The sequence below is a fragment of the Pedobacter folensis genome (genome assembly GCF_056490665.1).
The window spans coordinates 340,082-359,030 of record NZ_JBWJIF010000003.1 but is presented as its reverse complement, the minus strand read 5'-3'; the positions used below and the strand labels follow the sequence as shown (position 1 = coordinate 359,030).

Sequence of the window (18,949 nt, the reverse complement as noted above, 5' to 3'; positions counted from 1 at the left end):
AGGTTTATATTGGTTTTAATTTTGGAATGAACAAAAGTTTTTTTCTTAATTCAGAAATAGCTCATCTACAAAGAGCCAGGCTGGTTGTCCCTTAGCCGGATGCCATTCAGGTAGTTTCTTGAGGTTTTTGGCCACAATTTTCAGACAGGAAATACGCTGCGACTTGAACTTAGCCTCAATTTTAATGAACTCCCGTTCCTCCATTTTTTTGGGGATATCGGGTCTTAACCTTCCCAATAAATGCAGTTTATTCTGAGTTGCCCCACCCCATACCTCCACATCGGTAGGTGGGAATATGTACGGTTGTATCTGCTTCATCACATGTAAGGTTATCGACTGCAGGGTTACGGGTTGCTTAAAATACAGCATCGCCTCCATATTATTTTCCCTGAAAGCGATCCACTTACCCAGGTTGAAATCATAATCTCCCAATTGATTGTCGATCAAAACCTTTGCTCCACCGGCCCTGTATTTCTCATTGGCCGGCAATAAAAATGATATGCTATCGGGTTTATAGGTGCTCCTGTAAAAATTAGCAACCAGCACATCACTTCCATACCAGCCGGCTTTATATGCTTTAGCCTTTATGGTTGTATTCCCGCTCAGGACAATTTCTTTGTTATAGATTGGGGATTTTAGGCTGTCGGGTTCAGTTCCATCTGTAGTATACCTGATTTTAACCCCGTTGATCAGATGTTTCATCTGCAAAGTAATCGCATCTTTGAAAACAGTTATATCCGTATTTAGGCGTGGTTTGTTTAATTTAACGGGATGTTTTCCATCATCCTTAAAACCAGCTACTACAGTTATGTTCTTGTTTAGTTTTTGTAGCTGAGACACTTCTGCCCCACTCAGGCCCATGTTCCATAAAGTTAGCTGCCTGAGGCCAGGCATATTCATAACCTGTTTGACAAGATTATAACTGACTTTGGTACCAGAGAGCGACAATGCATTTAAATGAGGCAAGATGACCAAATGTTTTAATCCCGTCCCTGTGATGTTCGTAAAATTCAGGTTCAATTTACGCAGGTTTTCGAAGCCGGCAATGATCTTCAGGTCGTCATCGCTTACCGGCATTCCGCTCAGGTTTAAGGATATGATCTGTTTTTTAACCTCACCCAGCTCCTTCAACACCGACGGTTTATAAACACTTTTATTATAAATATTCACGGCCAGTGCCGGCGATTCCTTCGCTAAGGAATAAACATTCCTGTAGTTATTGTTTAACTTTTTAACAGTGGCTTCATCTGCTGCAGCAAATTCGAATTTCTCTTCGGGCGCTTCGGCAGGAGCCAAAAAGGTCGTTGCCAATAACCTTAAAGAATCAGTTGCAGGCAAGTCCACGACTTTCTTCTTCATTTCGGCATTGTTTTTTACCCAAAGTTTTAAAAGCTGTATTTCTTTTTCGGTCAATTGGGATTTTCCTCTTGGAGGCATATGTTTTTTTTCATCCAATGGCACGTGTATCCGTTCTATTAGCAAACTAAGCTCAGGTTTGCCGGGCACAAAGAGCTTCCCCGTTTTCCCGCCTTTAAGAATTGCCTGGGCATTATCCATGATCAGATTGCCTTTAGCCTTTTCGATATTGTGACAACTTAGACACTTCTGAGAAAATATCGGCATCACCACATCTTCAAATACTTTTGCCTGCTCCAGTGGAACTTTAGCGCTTTCTGCAGGGCTACTTACCGGTTCGAGCACAAAATTATCGCCGTGGGTTAGTGCCGCGCCATAATGGCCGGCAAAGATTACCGAAAGTATGGTAAGCACAGCACCACTTCTTGCTACAGGCAGTTTATACCAGGCAGCATTCCTGCAGTAATAAATAAAGGTGGTGATAAAAACGATACCTACTCCTGTCCATTTGTGCCATTGTAAAATAGTTCCGGAATAGCCCTCCTCTTTCGAGAGGAAGAGCCCCATGATAACCGTTACTGCAGAAAAAAGGGTACCAGCAAGCAGTAGCCAGGAAGTAAAATCATGGTAGAGTTTTTCTTTGGCATAGGTATCTTTAAAACGGAAAAACTCCAGCAGCATCGCCAATAGCAAAATAACGATCGGAAAATGTAATACCATAGGGTGCATCCTTCCCAAAGGCTGTAACCAATATGGCACTGTAATCCTGTTGCCAAATACCAGCAAAAAAATAATAAAGGCATTTGCCATGAACAGCACATTCTCTGCAAAACCCTTGAGCGTGATCTTCATTATATGCGTGTGAATTTGTAAGGATAAACTTTTCCTGATGCCCACTGCGCTACATAAAGGTTTTCATCATTATCCACGCAGACATCATGTGGATTCAACAATATCTTTTCGGCCTGAGCCATTGGCTGCAATACACCATCTTTGTAAACCGGGATCGTTCCGCCAACATTGGATATCACTTTATTGTTTTTATCCAAAATGGTCATAAAGCCGCTTCCATCCTTACCCAAATCAGGTGAGCGTAATACCGCTGCATACAGGTAGTCATTTTTGATCACCGGTCTGCAAACACAGGCGCCAGGGAGGGTGATAACTTCTTTCAGGTTACCCTGCAGATCAAAACGTTTAAAACAGTTGCGGGCACGGTCTGTGACCAGTAACGATGGTGTTCCATTTCGTTTATCAATACACACCCCATGGGCATTGTCAAGGTGTTTGGTTTCCGTTCCCCGGCCCCCGAAATAACTGAGTAATTTACCATCGGCACTATAATGAAATACATACTGCTGGCCATAACCGTCTGCAATAAAAAAATCGCCATTATCAGCTACCGCGGTTTCAGTAGGAACAAATTCCTCTTTCTTTTTATACAGTCCGGTTTCCATCGGGCAGTCGATGGTCATCAGGATCTTGCCATCCAATGTGGTTTTATAGACTTGATTGCGCGCTGTATCGGTAATAAAAAGAAATTCCTTCCCGTTTTCTTTTGCCAGGGTAAGCCCATGGCCACCAGGAAATTCATGTCCCCATGAGTCAAGTAGTTTGCCGGATTTATTATAAATGAGAATATTGTTTTTAGTCTCGTTGGTCAGCAGGATAATCCTTCCTTTAGCATCCTGTACCATCTCATGGCAATCGTTTACCGGATGTTGCAAAGGATTCAATTGTCCCCACTTGTTATCCAGCATATAACGCATGTTGTTATGCCCATATACAGGTCCCTTAGGTTTTGCCAGCAGATCTTTGGCAATAAAAAAACTCGCAGAAACTACTGTAGTATGCTTTATAAATTTTCTTCTGTCCATAAACGGAATCTATATTAAAATATCATTGATTACCTTACCGGATACATCGGTTAGCCTGTAGCGGCGGCCCAGATGTTTGAAAATCAGTTTCTCGTGGTTTAATCCGAGTTGGTGCAAAACAGTAGCCTGAAAATCATGCACATGTACAGGGTCTTTAATGATGTTATAGCCAAATTCATCTGATTCGCCATGCACGATCCCGGGTTTTACGCCCCCACCTGCCATCCATATGCTGAAACAGCGTGGATGATGGTCGCGCCCGTAATTGTCTTTGGTCATTTTACCCTGAGAGTAATTGGTTCTGCCAAATTCACCACCCCAAATCACCAGGGTTTCATCCAATAACCCACGTTGCTTTAAATCGGTAATCAATGCAGCAGAAGCCTGATCTACATCTTTTGCCTGCCCGGCCATTTCGTTAGGCAGGTTTCCATGCTGGTCCCATCCCTGATGGTAGAGCTGTACAAAGCGGACACCGTTTTCACTTAATTTTCTGGCAATCAGACAATTGGCCGCGAAGGTTCCCGGTACCAGGCAGTCTGAGCCATAGAGTTTGATGATGTCATCCGGTTCCTTGGAAAGGTCGGTGATTTCGGGCACAGCAGTCTGCATCCGGTAGGCCATTTCATATTGCTGCACTTTTGCATTGATCTCCGGATCACCAAACTCTTTGTAGGAAAGATCGTTCATCTCCGCCAGCTTATCGAGCATTTTTCTCCTTTCAAACCTGTTCAGTCCTTCAGGATCCTTAAGGTAGAGTACTGGATCTTCACCACTGCTGAAGTGTACCCCCTGATGGGTTGAATCCAAAAATCCGTTTGTCCATAATTTCGAGTATACCCCTTGCCCGTTACCTTTGCCGCGTGAGAGCAGAACAGTAAAAGCCGGCAGGTTTTTATTTTCGCTGCCCAGCCCGTAACTCAGCCAGGCCCCCATACTTGGCCTATTGCCTTGTTGTGCACCGGTTTGAAAGAAAGTTAAAGCCGGATCATGGTTTATCGCCTCGGTAAACATGGATTTAATGATACAGATATCATCAACTACCTTTGCTGTATGCGGAAACAGGTCGCTTATCCAAGCCCTGGATTCGCCATATTGTTTAAAATCATAATAGGATCCCACCAGCGGGAAGGATGCCTGATTGGCCGTCATCCCGGTAAGCCGCTGTCCGGCACGGATGGATGCCGGAAGTTCTTGCCCCATCATCTCCCTGAGTTTGGGTTTATAATCAAAAGACTCCAGCTGTGAGGGCGCCCCGTTCTGGAACAGGTAGATTACTCTTTTGGCTTTTGGTGCAAAATCGGGAAGACCGGCTAAAATATCGCCATCATCCATGCCCCCTGAAAAAAGATCGGGCATTAATAAGGAGCCCAGGGCAACGCTTCCAAGTCCTAAACTTAACCTGGACAGGAACCGGCGCCTGTTAAAGTTAAGGCCATGTTCTAAAAAATCCTTTTCCATATATCAGGTTTTTGTAATGGTTTCCTCTAAATTATAAATGGTGGTAATCACCTCCATCATTGCAGCCAGCGTGACCTTACTGACGTTTTTAGCAAGGGGATATTCGCCCACGGCCAATACTTTTTCTGCATCTTTCCCCTGCTGAAATACCTTTTGCTGATCTGCATAATAAGAAGTGAGCAGTTTTATCTCCTTTTCGTTCGGCATGCGGCATACAATCAGCCTGAATGCTTTCCTGATTTTTGCCTCAGTCGTATTCTTTTCCTGTAAAAGCTTTGCTGCCAGAACGCGTGAAGCCTCCAGTACCGTAGGGTCATTTAACATCACCAGGGCCTGAAGCGGGGTGTTGGTGTTTAAGCGTTTCACCTCGCACTGATCGCGGTTACTGGCATCGAAAATACCCATTGAAGGTGGTGGAACTGTACGTTTGATAAAGGTATACATGCCCCTGCGGTACAGGTCTTCAGCATGGTCTTGCCGGTAAGCGGCCAATATACCCCGCCCGGATGTTGCTCCTTCCCAAAGGCCGGCAGGCTGATAAGGTTTTACGCTTGGGCCGCCTATGGTTTTCACCAATAAACCACTACTGGCGAGTACCACATCTCGAATAGATTCCGCCGGGATGCGGTAACGTGGCGCGCGTGCGAGCAAAATATTTTCAGGGTCGGTTTTTAATTTCTCTTTGGATACGATTGCCGACTGACGATAAGTTGCCGACAGCACAATCTGTTTAACCAGTCGTTTGATGTTCCAGCCATGGTTCATAAAATCTACAGCCAGCCAATCCAATAGCTCTGGATGAGAGGGAAGTTCACCCTGCATCCCAAAATCACCTGAGGTTTTAACAATGCCGCGTCCAAAAAATTCCTGCCAGATCTGGTTCACAAATACCCTTGCAGTAAGTGGATTTTGCTTATCGAAAAGCCATTGGGTTAAACCTAAGCGGTTTTTGGGATACTTATCGCTGAAAGCGAGCAACGATTTCGGGGTACCCGCCTGTACTTCTTGTCCATGCGCATCGTAAACACCCCTGTTGAGGATGTAGGTCTTACGCAGGGTATCTCTATCACCCATTACCGATACAATCAGTCTATTGGTATCTTTCTTATTTACAAAGCTTAGGATCTTTTTGATGTCCTCATTACTGATTTCCATCAGTGGCTTTTTCGCATAGGTTTCAGGGCCACCTACAGTTGATTGAAGTCCGACTTCTTTAACATTGTTAAAAAAAGCATATAACTGATAGTATTCCTTTTGAGAGAAGGGATCATACTTATGATCGTGGCAATGCGCACACTCAATGGTTGCGGCCAGCATGGCTTTGCCAAAGGTATTTACCCGGTCTGTTACATATTCAACGCGGTATTCTTCATCTATCACCCCACCTTCTTCGGTGATTTTGTGGTTGCGATTAAATCCCGTAGCGAGTAGCTGCTCTTTAGTGGCATTGGGCATCAGATCTCCCGCCAATTGCCAGGTGATAAACTGCTTGTAGGGCATATTGGTATTGAATGCATGGATGACCCAGTCCCTCCAGGGCCATTGACTGCGATAGTTATCATCCTGGTAACCGTGCGAATCGGCATAACGGGCTACATCCAGCCAATGTAATGCCATCTTCTCTCCATAGGCGGGGCGCTGAATGAGCGATTCTACAACCTTTTCATAAGCACTACTACTATTATCGGCCATAAATCTATTCATCGTCTCCATGTCGGGCGGCAGGCCGGTAAGGTCGAGGCTGACGCGTTTTAATAACCTTTCTTTGTCTGCCTGCTCATTTGGTTTTAACCCTTTTTGCTCCAGTTTCTGCAGGATGAAATAATCGATTTCATTTTTTGCCCACTCTTTATTTTCTACTTTTGGGATCCGCGGACTTTTTGGGGGCGTAAAGGCCCAGTGCCGCTCATATTTAGCGCCTTGCTTGATCCATTTCTCAATGACGGCAATTTCATGTGCGGTTAATTTGAGATTAGAGGATTTAGGAGGCATAAGCTGCGTTGAATCCTGACTAGATATGCGCAAAAAAAGTTCAGAGGACAGGGGCTTAAACGGGACTAATGCGTGCGCAGAGGGTTTATCTTTCAAAGCTTTATAGGCTTCTTCAGCGATATCCAATCTTAAATCTGCTTCACGTTTATTGGCATCGGGGCCGTGGCAGATAAAACACTTATCGGACAGAATCGGCCTGACATGAAAATTGTAACTGATGCTATCAGGCACCTGCTCCTCGGCGATCTGGCTCGTTGATGAGCTATTGCATGCCTGTATCGCATACACAATAGCCGAAAACAACAGCATTATATAAATAAGCCTGCGGTTCATACTGATTATATTTGGTTTCGGTCCTCGCTGATGAGATGATCATCGGTAGGGCTGGTATAATTATAAATAACTAAAACGATTAACACAATGGATTATCCTACTCATTACGATGGACTATCTTACTATAAAACAGCACAGTAAGCTCAAAATCTTGCAATCTTTATCAGCAACATAAACGCCAAAGAAAAAACATCCGGCATTCTTAATTTTATAAAGGTTCAAATATAATGGGCGCCCAACTACAAGTAATTTGACAATTACTTATGTTTTTTTTGCAAGTGTAAAAACCAGATGGTATCGTAATCGGCTATTTTTATAATGCCCTGAAAATAATAGCCTCTCCACCTTTTGCTTTTAAATCAAACGACAGCACGGTTGAAGAATCAACCTCTATTTTCCTGATCAGAATTTTTGTGGCCGTTTGTAGTGAAGCATCATCGGTATAAATCGTGGCTTCGTATTTTGTTTTTTTGTCTAGAAAATTAAGCGGTAAAGTGAAACTTCTTGATTGATCGGTCATTGTACCCAGGTACCAATCGTTTCCATTTTTTCTGACTATAGTACCGTATTCACCTATTTTCCCACCGAGTACCCTGGTATCATCCCATACAGTTGGCAAAGCATCATAAAAACTAAGATCAGGTATTTCATCTATTACGGAAGCTGCCGATCCTGCCCCTCCCTTAGCCCTGGGTGCATCAGCAGGACGGTCATACCAATAAACGAATTGCCATGGGCTATATAAACAGATTGCTTTCGCCATTTGCGAGGCATGCGAGCCCATTTGATCTACCCTTGGCGCAAAATAACAATTTGTAGCATCGGCAGCACCAGCCAGCATCCGGGTAAACATGGTGCTTAATGCCTGTTTGCTATCAGGACTTTCTTCATCACCACGCACGCCCTCCTGGGTCATTAAATTCGGATAAGTCCTCGAATAACCTGTTGGGCGGTAATCGTCGTGAATATCCAGCATCAGTTGATGATTTGCTGCTTTTTTGATGGCCTCATGAAGCCATTTCATATTCTGCTGTGAATTTACATTTACAAAGCCATATTTTAATCCTGCCACGCCCCAGGATTTATACAGAGGCAGGATTGTATCGATCTGTTTTGTTAACGCTCTTTGATTGACATAGAGGATTACCCCAACACCTTTGCTTTTTCCATAAGCGATAACTTCCTTTAGATCCAATGGACCTGGAGACCTTGAAGCGTCTACATTTACGGCAAGCGCGCTGGATGCGTTATCATATTCGTGACCATACCAGCCGGCATCAAACTCTATATACTGGAGATGATGTTTGGCAGCAAAATCTATGCAGGCCTTGCCTCCAGCTGTTGTTAAAGTGACCTCGCGGATTACCTTTCCAGGTTTTATCCAAGATACATCCTTCAATGAAGATGGTTTATTTAAGTTTAGGATGAAATAGTTGTTTTCTAATAGCCTTCCTGGTGATTCAGCAATCATTACATAACGCCAAGGTGTTGAAAAACTGCTATCAAAAACCGATTTTCCATTTAATGCTGCTGTTATCAACAAACTGTCTTTTGGAGAACGTTCAAATTTCATCTGTGCATAATTGGTCAAAGCAGCTTCGCCCAGCGCTACCACACATTTTGGGTCGATTTCAATCACATAAGGACGCTCAGTACCATTTGGTGTTTTGCTCACACGCCCCCTGGTATAACTTGCCTGCGATTCCCTGGCTATCCATGAAGCATGATCCCGGGTAAATTGAAAACCAGTAAGCTCACGGGTAATCGTTACCGGTTTTTTGGTATCGATGTTATATTGAAAGGCCAGTCCTTCATTGTATAAGCGAAAATCCATCGAAAAAGAACGGAAAGGTTTTGTATTTTCCTTAAACCTGATGGTTAGTCCCCTATAGTGATTAGTATATATATTTTTCTCTCCGTAAACCGGTTTCCAGGTATCATTCACTAGTTTTTGGCTAACTGAAACAATTTCCAGATGAGCGGACAAAGGTCTTTCTCCTTCAAGTTCAAGCCCAAGCGGTGATGGTGATAGGACAACACTTCCCTGAAACGTAACACTATAGTTTAATGCAGATTTACTTTGCATTTCCGTACTAAGGGTTAGGACTATTTTTTTGTCCGGGCTCAAAATCTTAACTTCTTTTGCCTGTACAAACCGGCTAAATGTTATCAAAAACAGTATGGTAAGAAACTTATTCATGTTTATTTTGTCTGTGCGATCGGGATCAACATTTAATTTGTATGGTGGGTTAGCGGTGAGCAATGAAGCCTGAATGCTCTACTACGACTTCTTTAAGCAGAACAATTTTCTGTTTGGTTTGGATGATTTTCATGTCAATAAGATATTTGGCTGGCTCAATGATAAGAAATCTGCAGCTAATTTCTAGATAATATTGGATGTGGAGCATAAAATTTGATTTTCTCCGTTTCATTCTATAAATTGAGGCGGAATCTTATCCAAACTCCATTAACCGTTATGAAAAGGTATCTTTTTATTATCCTTTTAGCCATCTCTTTTTCTGTACAGGCACAGTCTAATGCAGGCAATTACAAATACATTATCGTGCCCGAGAAATTCAATTTTTTAAAGCAGGTTAATCAATATGGTTTAAATACCCTGACCAAGTCTTTTTTTGAGGAGAAAGGTTTTACGGTATATTTTGATAATTCGGAGATACCTGAAGAAATTGCAGGCGATAGATGCAAGGCCCTGATTGTAGAACTGCAGGAAAACAACAGTATGTTCGTGACCAACCTTACGCTTTTGCTTAAAGATTGTAAGGGCGCTGTAGTGATCAAAAGCAAGGCAGGCAAAAGCAGGGAAAAAGAATATGAAACTTCGTATAATCTGGCGCTGAGAGATGCTTTCACCTCCTTCAACGATTTTAAATATATAGCGGGCAACCCGACTGTGGTTACCAGCCCGGCACCAACCACGGTAAATACAGCAGCTAAAACCGCCCCTGTACCCGTTAATGAGCCAGTAGCTGTCAAAACAGAACAACAAGAAGGATTATTATATGCACAACCCATTAGCAATGGCTATCAACTAATAGACGCGACGCCTAAAATTGTAATGACTTTACTCAAAACTTCAGCAGAGGATTGTTATATTTCGAACAATGGGAATGCAAATGGTGTCGTTTTAAAAAAGAATGGAAGCTGGTTTTTCGAGTACTACAAAAACAATGTTCTTGTTTCGGAGAAACTATCAATTAAATTTTAGTGCTATGATTTAAGCCTAAAGACTTATGGAAGAATTAATTAAAGGCAGGCTAAAATAAAAAACAGATCCCTTCCCTATCTGGCTTTCTGCCCATATTTTCCCGCCATGTCTGTGAATAATCTCCGCAGACAGATAAAGTCCTATTCCAAAACCGGCAACAGTGCTCATCCGGTTACTTTCTACCCGGTAAAACCGTTCGAAAAGCTTTGGAATATCGTTTTCATCTATTCCCATTCCATGATCCTTAATCCGGAATACGGCGGTCTCACCTTCAAGATAACAGTCTACAGTTATTTCACTATCAACAGGTGAGTATTTCACCGCATTGCTGATCAGGTTATTAACCACATGTCCAAGCTTGTCTCTATCCACGCTCACAAAAAACCCTGGCTGGAAGGCAAATTTTATGTTATGGCTGTTTACCGTGGCCATATATTCTTCAAGCACTTCTTCAAGCAGCACAGACATTTCTACGGGCTGAAAATCCATCAACATTTTGCCTGACTCCAGACGTGACAGGTTAAGGAAACCATTGATCATGCTTGTCATTTTATTCACCTGGCGTTCAGCTCGCTGCAGGGCTTTATCTTCAAAGCTATTCTGATTACCCCTGGCTTTCAGCTGCATAACCTGGATATAACCTTTCATGGAAGTAAGCGGTGTTTTAAGTTCGTGGCTCACCATTGCAATAAAGTCATTCTTCCGCTGTTCGTCGCGTTTTTGATCTGTTACATCCATCAGCACGGCATAAATGCTATCAAAATCGCCATTACTGCCTTTTTTAGCCTTGCCAACTATTCTTACCCAACGGCGCTCGTCTGAAATAAGATGCCTGATCGGATAGGTATAATCCAATGGTTTTCTAAGATTGATACAATCCTGAAAAGCCTGCTCGAGATCGGAAAGGTATTCAGTATCAACACAAGCCAGCACCATTGACCGGTTCACCTCTTCTTCCAATGGCATACCGCAAAGTTCCCTGAATCTTTGTGACACTTCTGCCCGTCCTGTTTTAATATCCAGGTTACAACTGCCCAGCTCAGCGGCATCGAAGGCCGATTGCAGGTTATCTTCACTTTCCTTTAAGGCGTGAAGTGCATCATTAAGTTTATCGTTGATTTCTGTCTGAAGATCATTAACTGCTGCGAGCTCTTCATTGATCGCTTCCAGTTCCCTTGTCCTTAGCCTGACGGTATTTTCAAGATTTTCATTAAGTTCATCAGCCGTTCGTCTTGCTGCTTCAAGCTCCTTATTCCTGGTTTCTAAAAGCAGCTGGTTTTTCTTCAACTCGCTCAGATCAGTAACAATGACACTTAGCGCGGTACCTTCATCAAGATTAAGCACTTTCAAAGAAAGCTGCACGGACAAATAGATGCCTGAACTGCTTATAATATTGATTTCTGCTTTAGTATCTGCCTGCCAGGCACTATTGATCAGCTCTTCTACAATCGCCTGGTCTTCTCTTGAAAAAAATGTCAAAAAGTTTCGGCCGATAACTTTTTCTAAAGGTAGTTCCAAAAGCCTGGCCAGCTGTGAATTGCAATACAATATCCGGGCGGACCCATCAAGGGTGAGTGCGCTTTCGGTCATCTGTTCGATAAAAATCCGATAGGTATGATCAGCACTCTTGAGCGTGAAGAGCTGATGTCCATCTTCACCATTTACAATCAGGGCATCAACTTCTCCCGAGCGGATGGCCTGGATGATATCGTTCGCTTCCTCCAGCTGGAGACGAAGTTCCTCATAGGCACGTTCAAGCTGAATATGTTCACTTGTCTTCTGCATAATTTAATACCTGATACCCAAGCCCTTCAATACTTTTTCACGATCTGAACAATCACCGATAAGCTTTCTGATAGGAAGAGGTGATTTTTTGATCAACATCGGAATGGCGGTAACGTCCTCCTGCTGTACCAGTAAGGGTTGCTGATGTGCATCAATAATATCCAGCTCATACCTGCCGGCAATAAATTCCTCGCAGATTGCACGGATATTAACAATTGCCCTTGCGGAAACCGGTGATGCACCTGCAATGAAAAGCCTAAGCGAAAAAAATTCTGCGCCTGGGGTACTATCTGGATGATCTGGATTTCCTGTAGACATCATTAATTATTAACCTTTGTACGTATATCCAGTCCCACTAAAACCTTTTCCTCATTTGAAAGGTCACCTATAATTTTGCGAACGGGTTCAGGCACTTTTTTCACCAGTGTCGGAATTGCAAATATCTGATCACCTTCAGCCAGTTGTGGTTTTTCCAAAAGGTCGATCACCTCAATGCTATATTTTCCCTTCAGATGTTCTTCGCAGAGCTTCTTCAGGTTTTCCAGTGCCGCTACCGATTTACTCGTTTTACCGGCTACATACAGCCGGAGTTCGTATGCTTTACCCACTATTTATTTCTTTTTTTTATTTATATTTTGTTCTTCTCTACCCGTATTTCCCCTGCGCATATCGGCTATCTTGCTTATGGTCTCTCCCATAATCTGTTTTTTTAAGGCCTCCTCTACATAAACTTTATTAAGCTCTTCTTCTGCAGATTCATATTCTGACCTTAAACTTTCAATCTTTGCTTGTAAAATTTTCCGCTTACGTTCCAGTTCCCTGTCTTTCCGGCTGACTGCCTGGGCATGGATCACTTCACCGGTTTGCTCTAACAATACCCGTGCCTCTCTTGCCGATCCGGTAAGCACACCATCTTCGGTAAGATATACGTCCATCAGGTCAAGTCCCTGATCGGTAATGACAAATTCCCTAATCTGGTTGGAATGTTTCATGCCCCTTGATTTCATGATATACAGGCCTCTGTTCCTTTCGCCATTGCTCTCGATATCCCGGATCAATAACCATGCATCAACAAGCGAAGACACACCCTCGTCTGTTTGTTCGTTCACGATAGTATTGAGGGTAAGTGCCGTAAACATTACCGTAATCTGCTCAGCCTGTAGAAAGTCGATTAAACGCACAAGCATGGTTTTCACCTCACTTACAGATCCGATCGTGATCAGGTTGGTGATCGGATCAAGCACAACCACTGAGGGTTTGAATTTTTTGATCGCCTTGTGAATCGCTACCAAATGCATCTCCAGGCCATATAAAGTAGGGCGTGAAGCATAAAATTCCAGGGTCCCTTTGGTTACATGTTTTTGAAGATCAACACCAATAGAGCGCATGTTCCTGATAATTTGTTTTGGGGACTCTTCGAAAGCAAAGAAAAGACATTTTTCGCCTCGCGCACAGGTAGAATTGGCAAATGTAGCCGCTATACTGGTCTTGCCAGTTCCAGCCGTACCTGAAACCAATATGCTACTCCCTTTATAAAAGCCAGAATTTCCCAGCATTTTGTCAAGTGCAGGAATACCTGAAGACAAGCTTTTCGAAGAAACCTCATGATTCAGTTCCAAAGAGGTAACCGGAAGTACCGAGATGCCTTCATCATCGATCAGGAAAGGGTACTCATTGGTTCCATGAACCGATCCGCGGTATTTTACAATCCTAAGTCGTCTGGTGGAAATCTGATTGATAATCCTATGGTCAAGTAAAATCACACAGTCTGACACATACTCTTCCAGTCCCTGGCGGGTGAGTCCATTTCCACCGCGCTCCCCTGTGATGATTGCAGTAACCCCTTTCGATTTTAGAAACTGAAAAAGCCTCCGGATCTCTGCCCGTAATATTGCAGCGTTGTTTAGCCCCGAAAACAAGTTCTCGATGGTATCCAGTACAACTCTTTTCGCGCCTATACTGTCAATGGCATAACCCAGGCGAATGAAAAGTCCTTCCAGATCATATTCTCCGGTCTCTTCTATTTCCGAACGGTCGATATGCACATAATCCAACTTTATTTTCTTATCCTTTTCTAAGCGATCCAGATCAAATCCGAGTGAGGCTACGTTTGCTTTAAGTTCTTCGGCTTTTTCCTCAAAAGCCATAAATACGCCGGGTTCGTTATAATCCAGTGCCCCTTTTACGATGAACTCTATGGAAAAAAGTGTTTTTCCAGAACCCGCTTCGCCGCAGACAAGTGTAGGCCTTCCCGAGGGCAGCCCCCCCAGCGTGACTTCATCAAGTCCGGAAATACCAGTAAGTGTTTTAGGAATTGTACCTGATGAGCGCGTTTCCGACTGCTTTTTTACTTTAGCCATTCATTTAAATTTTAAAGCCTAAATCTATTAATTAATTATAACCTCAGATCAGCTCTTTTCAAACAAACAGGGAATATAAAAAAATGTTTGCCTCCAGCACACTTATATCCGATCTAAAAGTTGAAGTGCTTTTAAAATAACTTTCACCATAAGTTATAACAGTAGGCTGCAAGATTCATCATTGTACCGCTGATCATTTCAGGTCTGTCCTGCAATTATTGATACCGCCTATAACCATGTTGATCCCAAATCATTGGGATAATACGCACCCGAACCAGAATGATCTCTAAAAACGAACTCCTTTTCGCCCGATTTTTAAACCCGTTCGTCGAGAATTACACTGCGTTGGTATAATTGAGCATTTTCTGCTGCAACGTTTTGCCCATAGTGGCGTCTTATCTACAAAACAATCACAAAATATTAATTAAAAATATAAATAACAGCATTATGAAAACCTCAATCAAAACCCTAACAAAATCAGTATTAGCAGCTATCGTTTTAAGTTCTGCTATTTTCTCAACAAATGTAATGGCAGGCGAAAAACAGCCAGTTAAAATGTCGGCACCTAAAAACATCAGCCAGGTTATCGTAAGTGGAAATGTAGAAATTACATTGATACAAGGAGAAAAAGAAGGCGTAAGCTACAATGATGATAACACTGGTAAAGTAAAAGTAATCCAGGATGGACATGCATTAAAAATTAGTTCGGCAGATAGAAATACCGCTAAGATTACGGTTTATGTAAACAATATCTACAGAGTACAGGCTTCTGAAACTGCAGTAGTAAAAACAGCTGGTAAATTAGATGCTAAATACCTACAGTTGTTTTTAAAAGGAAATGCGGTTGCTGAAATCGATTCTGATACAGAAAGTTTATATACTGTAATTGAAGGCCGTGCAGATTTAAAATTAAGCGGAGCTACAGGAGAACATATCTTAGTAATGGGAAGCACTCCAAAATTGAATCTTGACAGGTTTGCAGCATTGAAAACACAAATGAGCTCTCCAGTAACTGGTACAGAACAAACAGCTTCATTAGCAAAATAAGTTTATTACAATATTAGTAAAGGGCGGCAAAAATATTTTGCCGCCCTTTTTTTTGTTGAAATTTTTGTTCAGAAATAAGTCTTCCTGTGGTCTTATCCGCACACAACTTCACCATTGGTCTGAAACTGGTTTCGCTTTACAGTAAGGCAATTTAAGAAATGGCCAAAGAATGTGGCCGAAGTGATACGCTCAGAAAATCAATTCTAATCCCTATTTTTGAAAACCCATATTTTCAATAAAAGATAATATTCACTACTGCTTAAGCTAGATGATAACACGAAATTCTTTTTACCCGGCCATCCGGAACTCCATATCCTTACTTTTTATCCTGTTTTTTTCTGCTCATGTGTTTGCCCAGCAAGATAAAGGTCAGGATGTAGCTATTCTCTCCGATTCTGCTACCTTGACCAGGGGTGATTATCTCACGCACCTGGAAAAAGTATTTGAAACCGTTAATAAAGTTCCGGTTACTGTTGGCTCATTTAAGAAACTTAAGCCCATAGAAGCACATTTAACGCAGGATGAAGCCGCACTGGCACTGCTTAAAAGCCGCTTAACACAAAGCGACAGGTCACCAAACCTGCAAAACCTGCAGATGGACCAAACCCTGCTGGAAGAACTACAAAGCAATAACAAAGATTGTTTATCAGACCTTGACGAATATGAAAAAGAGCTACGGGCTTTAAAAACCGAGATTCTGAACCTGCGTAAAGATACCGTACTGATTAAAATATTTACTGTGCCTGCCATTCAGGTGATGTTTAAAGATCAGTTTGCAGAGTTAAAGAAGAAACGGGTAGTGATGGATAGTTTATTGAAAACAACTACCTTATCAATTAACAATCTGCAGGCCAGAACCTCTTCTAACCTAATCAATATTAAAGAGTTAATGTATCTGACCGACAGTCAGCTCGATGCGGTGAGCATTAAAGCTTTTGGTAAAGAGCGCCGTTACTTATGGGAATCGGTAAACAAAAGGGCCAATAGAAGCATGGGCTTTCGCAGGTTTATCAAAGGAGAGCAGGAAATATCGGGCTATTATTTCGTATATACCCGAAGCAGCCGGCTCTTGTTGCTGTTCACTTGTACCATATTTTTCTTTTGGGTGTTCTTCAATTTCAGAAGTGTAAAACAGCGTGGCCGTTTAGAAACCCTTGATGGTTTTTCGCTGATCAGTCCGCAGCCTTACCTCATCACCTTTATTATGCTCTTTGCACTGGCGCCAATCTTCGATCTGCGTGCGCCTGCACTTTACATAGAAGCGGTGGAGATTATACTGGCTATTTTGCTCACGGTATTTTTCCGCAAAAAGCTAAGCGCAAAGTTATTTTACCATTGGTGCATATTTGTGGTACTCCTTCTTGCTCCTGTTTTTTTACGCCTTCTGGGTATGCCACCAAGATACCAGCGCTGGCTGCTGCTGTTCCTCACGACCAGTTCGGTGGCCTATGGCATTATGGTATGGAAAATGCTCGATGAGCAAACCAAACGATATAAAATGATCCTGACCACGGGTTTTATTTATGTTGTCTTTGCCATCATAGCTACCTTTTGTAATCTATTTGGCCGCTTTACCCTCACGCAGATTTTTTATTCTACCGGGGTAAGCTCGCTTTTAAACGCCATATCGTTAACCATCCTGGCCAAAGTATTGGTAGAAGCCTTTTTGCTACAGATGAAAAGCAGCAGAATCAGAAAGGGATTTCCGGAATATTTCGACTGGCAGCCAGTAATTGCCGGACTTAAAAGGCTCACGGGTATTGGCGCTACCCTAATCTGGTTTGTCATCTTTACCACCAACCTGAATATTTTTAACGGGCTGTATGAATCGGTAATGGAAATCCTGACTGAGAAAAGAACCATAGGCAGTTTCTCTTTTACCTTTGGCGGCATTGTATTGTTTTTGGGCATTATCTGGATTGCCAACTTTTTGCAGAAATACATTGCTTATTTCTTTGGCGATACCGGCGATGATAGTTTTGATGATAACAAAGGAGAGCGATCTAAATTACTGGTCACCCGTTTGTTGTTATTAATTGGCGGTTTTTTAATCGCGGTTGCAGCCTCCGGACTGCCAATCGATAAAATAACGGTGATCCTGGGTGCGCTGGGTGTAGGAATTGGTCTGGGTTTACAGAATATCGTAAGCAATTTTGTATCGGGCATTATCCTTATTTTTGATAAAACGATCCGAATAGGTGACATTGTAGAACTGAGCAATAAAAAAGGAAGGGTAAAAGAAATCGGCGTACGCGCCAGTACCCTACTTAGCGACGAAGGTGCCGAAATTATTATTCCTAACGGCTCCATTTTATCGAACAACATCATCAATTGGACACTGAGTAATAACCAGATGCGGGTAGATATTTCTTTATCAATTGCCAAACCCTTTAATTCAACTGAAGTGGTAAACCTGATCAGAGAAATTATTGTAGAGAACAGCAATGTTTTTATCAGTAAAGAGCCGATTATTATGATTAGCCCGGTAAGTAAGCTCAACAGCAATATCAATATTTATTTCTGGTGTAAGGATATTTCTAAAGCTGATCTCACCAGAAGCATGATCAATGCGCAGATTTTCGAAGTGTTTGAAGAAAAGGGGATTGAAATTATATAATTAGTTTTTTTTAATATGTCCAATTTTTCTTCAAATCTGAACATATGGCCACAATATGTTCAGATTTTGAGCACATGAGCACATGTAATAAAGCATGATGGATAATGAAACTAGGTCAATATAACTAACAATTTCATTAAGTTAAGCCATTCGACACGAGCAAAAATAAATAACCACAGATAGAAAGGATGCACACAGATAGGAAATTCGTGTTTATCTGTGGTTAAAAAACGCTTAACTTAATGATATTGGTATGACAGAAGAAGTGAATTTTAGTAAAGAGATGAAAATGACATCATTTGCACTAGCTAAGGCTTTTTATGTTTGATAACCAATATCGTTAAAAATATGATCCCTAAGACTAGAAAAATAAGAGGCAGTAAAAAAAATATATAAAAAGGGAAAGCAAAAGCTTTTATATTAACAAGCTTAGACTCCTTCCCTAAACTTTTCACATCAACAGTATCACCTATTTTCATATTGATCGTAACATCTGGATCGAGTACTTTCATCTTATCAGCTATTTTACCATCATTGTAAGTATAAGTGATAACCCTTGGATGCTCATCATTTATTGTAAACATCCTATCAACCTGTATTTTAGTGATTTTGCCTTTTACCAATTTACCCTCTTTATCAATTTTATCTAAATTATATTTTTGATAATATTCAGTATTAATTGACGAAATAATCATTAACCCGGGAATCAGGATCAGAATTGGAAGAAGTGTAAATGCCAACCCCATGCGCGCCATAGTAGGATTCGAATGATAAATAGAGTTCAAATTCACTAAAACATTGCTCTTTTGGTTTTCGGTCATGATGGTAAAATTAAAAATCCGAAAATACATTATAATAATCTGGTAAACATTACATATCTCCTTTATTAACAGCA

The 18,949-nt window shown here is 41.8% G+C and carries 13 protein-coding genes; 3 read left to right on the top strand and 10 right to left on the bottom strand.

All coding sequences use genetic code 11. The annotated features are described in order from the left end of the window. Nucleotides 1-45: 45 nt before the first annotated feature. The 5 genes from AC04QZ_RS16030 to AC04QZ_RS16010 form a co-directional block, all read right to left on the bottom strand. Complete coding sequence (locus tag AC04QZ_RS16030) at nucleotides 46-2,208, bottom strand: c-type cytochrome domain-containing protein (protein ID WP_478358596.1); 2,163 nt, start codon at nucleotides 2,206-2,208, stop codon at nucleotides 46-48. Beyond that, nucleotides 2,208-3,233 carry an NHL repeat-containing protein gene (locus AC04QZ_RS16025; protein WP_478358595.1) on the bottom strand — a complete coding sequence of 342 codons (1,026 nt, stop codon included), beginning with the start codon at nucleotides 3,231-3,233 and terminating at the stop codon, nucleotides 2,208-2,210. Before AC04QZ_RS16025 ends, AC04QZ_RS16030 begins: the two co-directional genes overlap by 1 nt. Before the next feature lie 9 nt (nucleotides 3,234-3,242). Then, nucleotides 3,243-4,694, bottom strand: coding sequence for a DUF1501 domain-containing protein (locus AC04QZ_RS16020; RefSeq protein ID WP_478358594.1), 1,452 nt, complete (start codon nucleotides 4,692-4,694; stop codon nucleotides 3,243-3,245). A gap of 3 nt (nucleotides 4,695-4,697) precedes the next feature. Next, on the bottom strand, nucleotides 4,698-7,019 hold the full coding sequence (locus AC04QZ_RS16015; RefSeq protein WP_478358593.1) for a PSD1 and planctomycete cytochrome C domain-containing protein: 2,322 nt from the start codon (nucleotides 7,017-7,019) through the stop codon (nucleotides 4,698-4,700). A 313-nt stretch (nucleotides 7,020-7,332) separates the two neighbouring features. Continuing rightward, entirely contained in the window at nucleotides 7,333-9,219 is a 1,887-nt protein-coding gene (locus AC04QZ_RS16010; RefSeq protein ID WP_478358592.1) for a glycoside hydrolase family 97 protein, read from the bottom strand. 276 nt (nucleotides 9,220-9,495) lie between these two features. Here AC04QZ_RS16010 and AC04QZ_RS16005 point away from each other — a divergent pair, with 276 nt between their 5' ends. Continuing rightward, the gene (locus AC04QZ_RS16005) at nucleotides 9,496-10,245 is read left to right on the top strand and encodes a hypothetical protein (RefSeq protein ID WP_478358591.1); all 750 of its coding nucleotides are present in this window, start codon (nucleotides 9,496-9,498) and stop codon (nucleotides 10,243-10,245) included. 15 nt (nucleotides 10,246-10,260) lie between these two features. On the opposite strand, the gene AC04QZ_RS16000 is transcribed toward AC04QZ_RS16005, so the two are convergent. From AC04QZ_RS16000 to kaiC, 4 genes are read right to left on the bottom strand one after another with little or no spacing between them, the layout of a single operon-like run. Further along, nucleotides 10,261-12,030: a PAS domain-containing sensor histidine kinase gene (locus AC04QZ_RS16000; protein WP_478358590.1), complete on the bottom strand. Its 1,770-nt coding sequence runs from the start codon at nucleotides 12,028-12,030 to the stop codon at nucleotides 10,261-10,263. 3 nt (nucleotides 12,031-12,033) lie between these two features. Next, the gene (locus tag AC04QZ_RS15995; protein WP_478358589.1) at nucleotides 12,034-12,351 is read right to left on the bottom strand and encodes a circadian clock KaiB family protein; all 318 of its coding nucleotides are present in this window, start codon (nucleotides 12,349-12,351) and stop codon (nucleotides 12,034-12,036) included. After that, a complete protein-coding gene (gene kaiB / locus AC04QZ_RS15990; protein WP_478358588.1) occupies nucleotides 12,351-12,638 on the bottom strand; it encodes a circadian clock protein KaiB in 288 nt (95 codons plus the stop codon). Before kaiB ends, AC04QZ_RS15995 begins: the two co-directional genes overlap by 1 nt. A gap of 3 nt (nucleotides 12,639-12,641) precedes the next feature. Further along, nucleotides 12,642-14,390 carry a circadian clock protein KaiC gene (kaiC, locus tag AC04QZ_RS15985; RefSeq protein ID WP_478358587.1) on the bottom strand — a complete coding sequence of 583 codons (1,749 nt, stop codon included), beginning with the start codon at nucleotides 14,388-14,390 and terminating at the stop codon, nucleotides 12,642-12,644. Nucleotides 14,391-14,837: 447 nt separating this feature from the next. Between kaiC and AC04QZ_RS15980 the strand changes: the two genes are divergently transcribed. Further along, the gene (locus tag AC04QZ_RS15980) at nucleotides 14,838-15,437 is read left to right on the top strand and encodes a GIN domain-containing protein (RefSeq protein WP_478358586.1); all 600 of its coding nucleotides are present in this window, start codon (nucleotides 14,838-14,840) and stop codon (nucleotides 15,435-15,437) included. A gap of 268 nt (nucleotides 15,438-15,705) precedes the next feature. After that, nucleotides 15,706-18,054, top strand: coding sequence for a mechanosensitive ion channel family protein (locus AC04QZ_RS15975; RefSeq protein WP_478358585.1), 2,349 nt, complete (start codon nucleotides 15,706-15,708; stop codon nucleotides 18,052-18,054). A 308-nt stretch (nucleotides 18,055-18,362) separates the two neighbouring features. On the opposite strand, the gene AC04QZ_RS15970 is transcribed toward AC04QZ_RS15975, so the two are convergent. Further along, nucleotides 18,363-18,875 (bottom strand): hypothetical protein, encoded by a 513-nt coding sequence (locus AC04QZ_RS15970; RefSeq protein ID WP_478358584.1) that lies wholly within the window; start codon nucleotides 18,873-18,875, stop codon nucleotides 18,363-18,365. Nucleotides 18,876-18,949 lie beyond the last annotated feature (74 nt).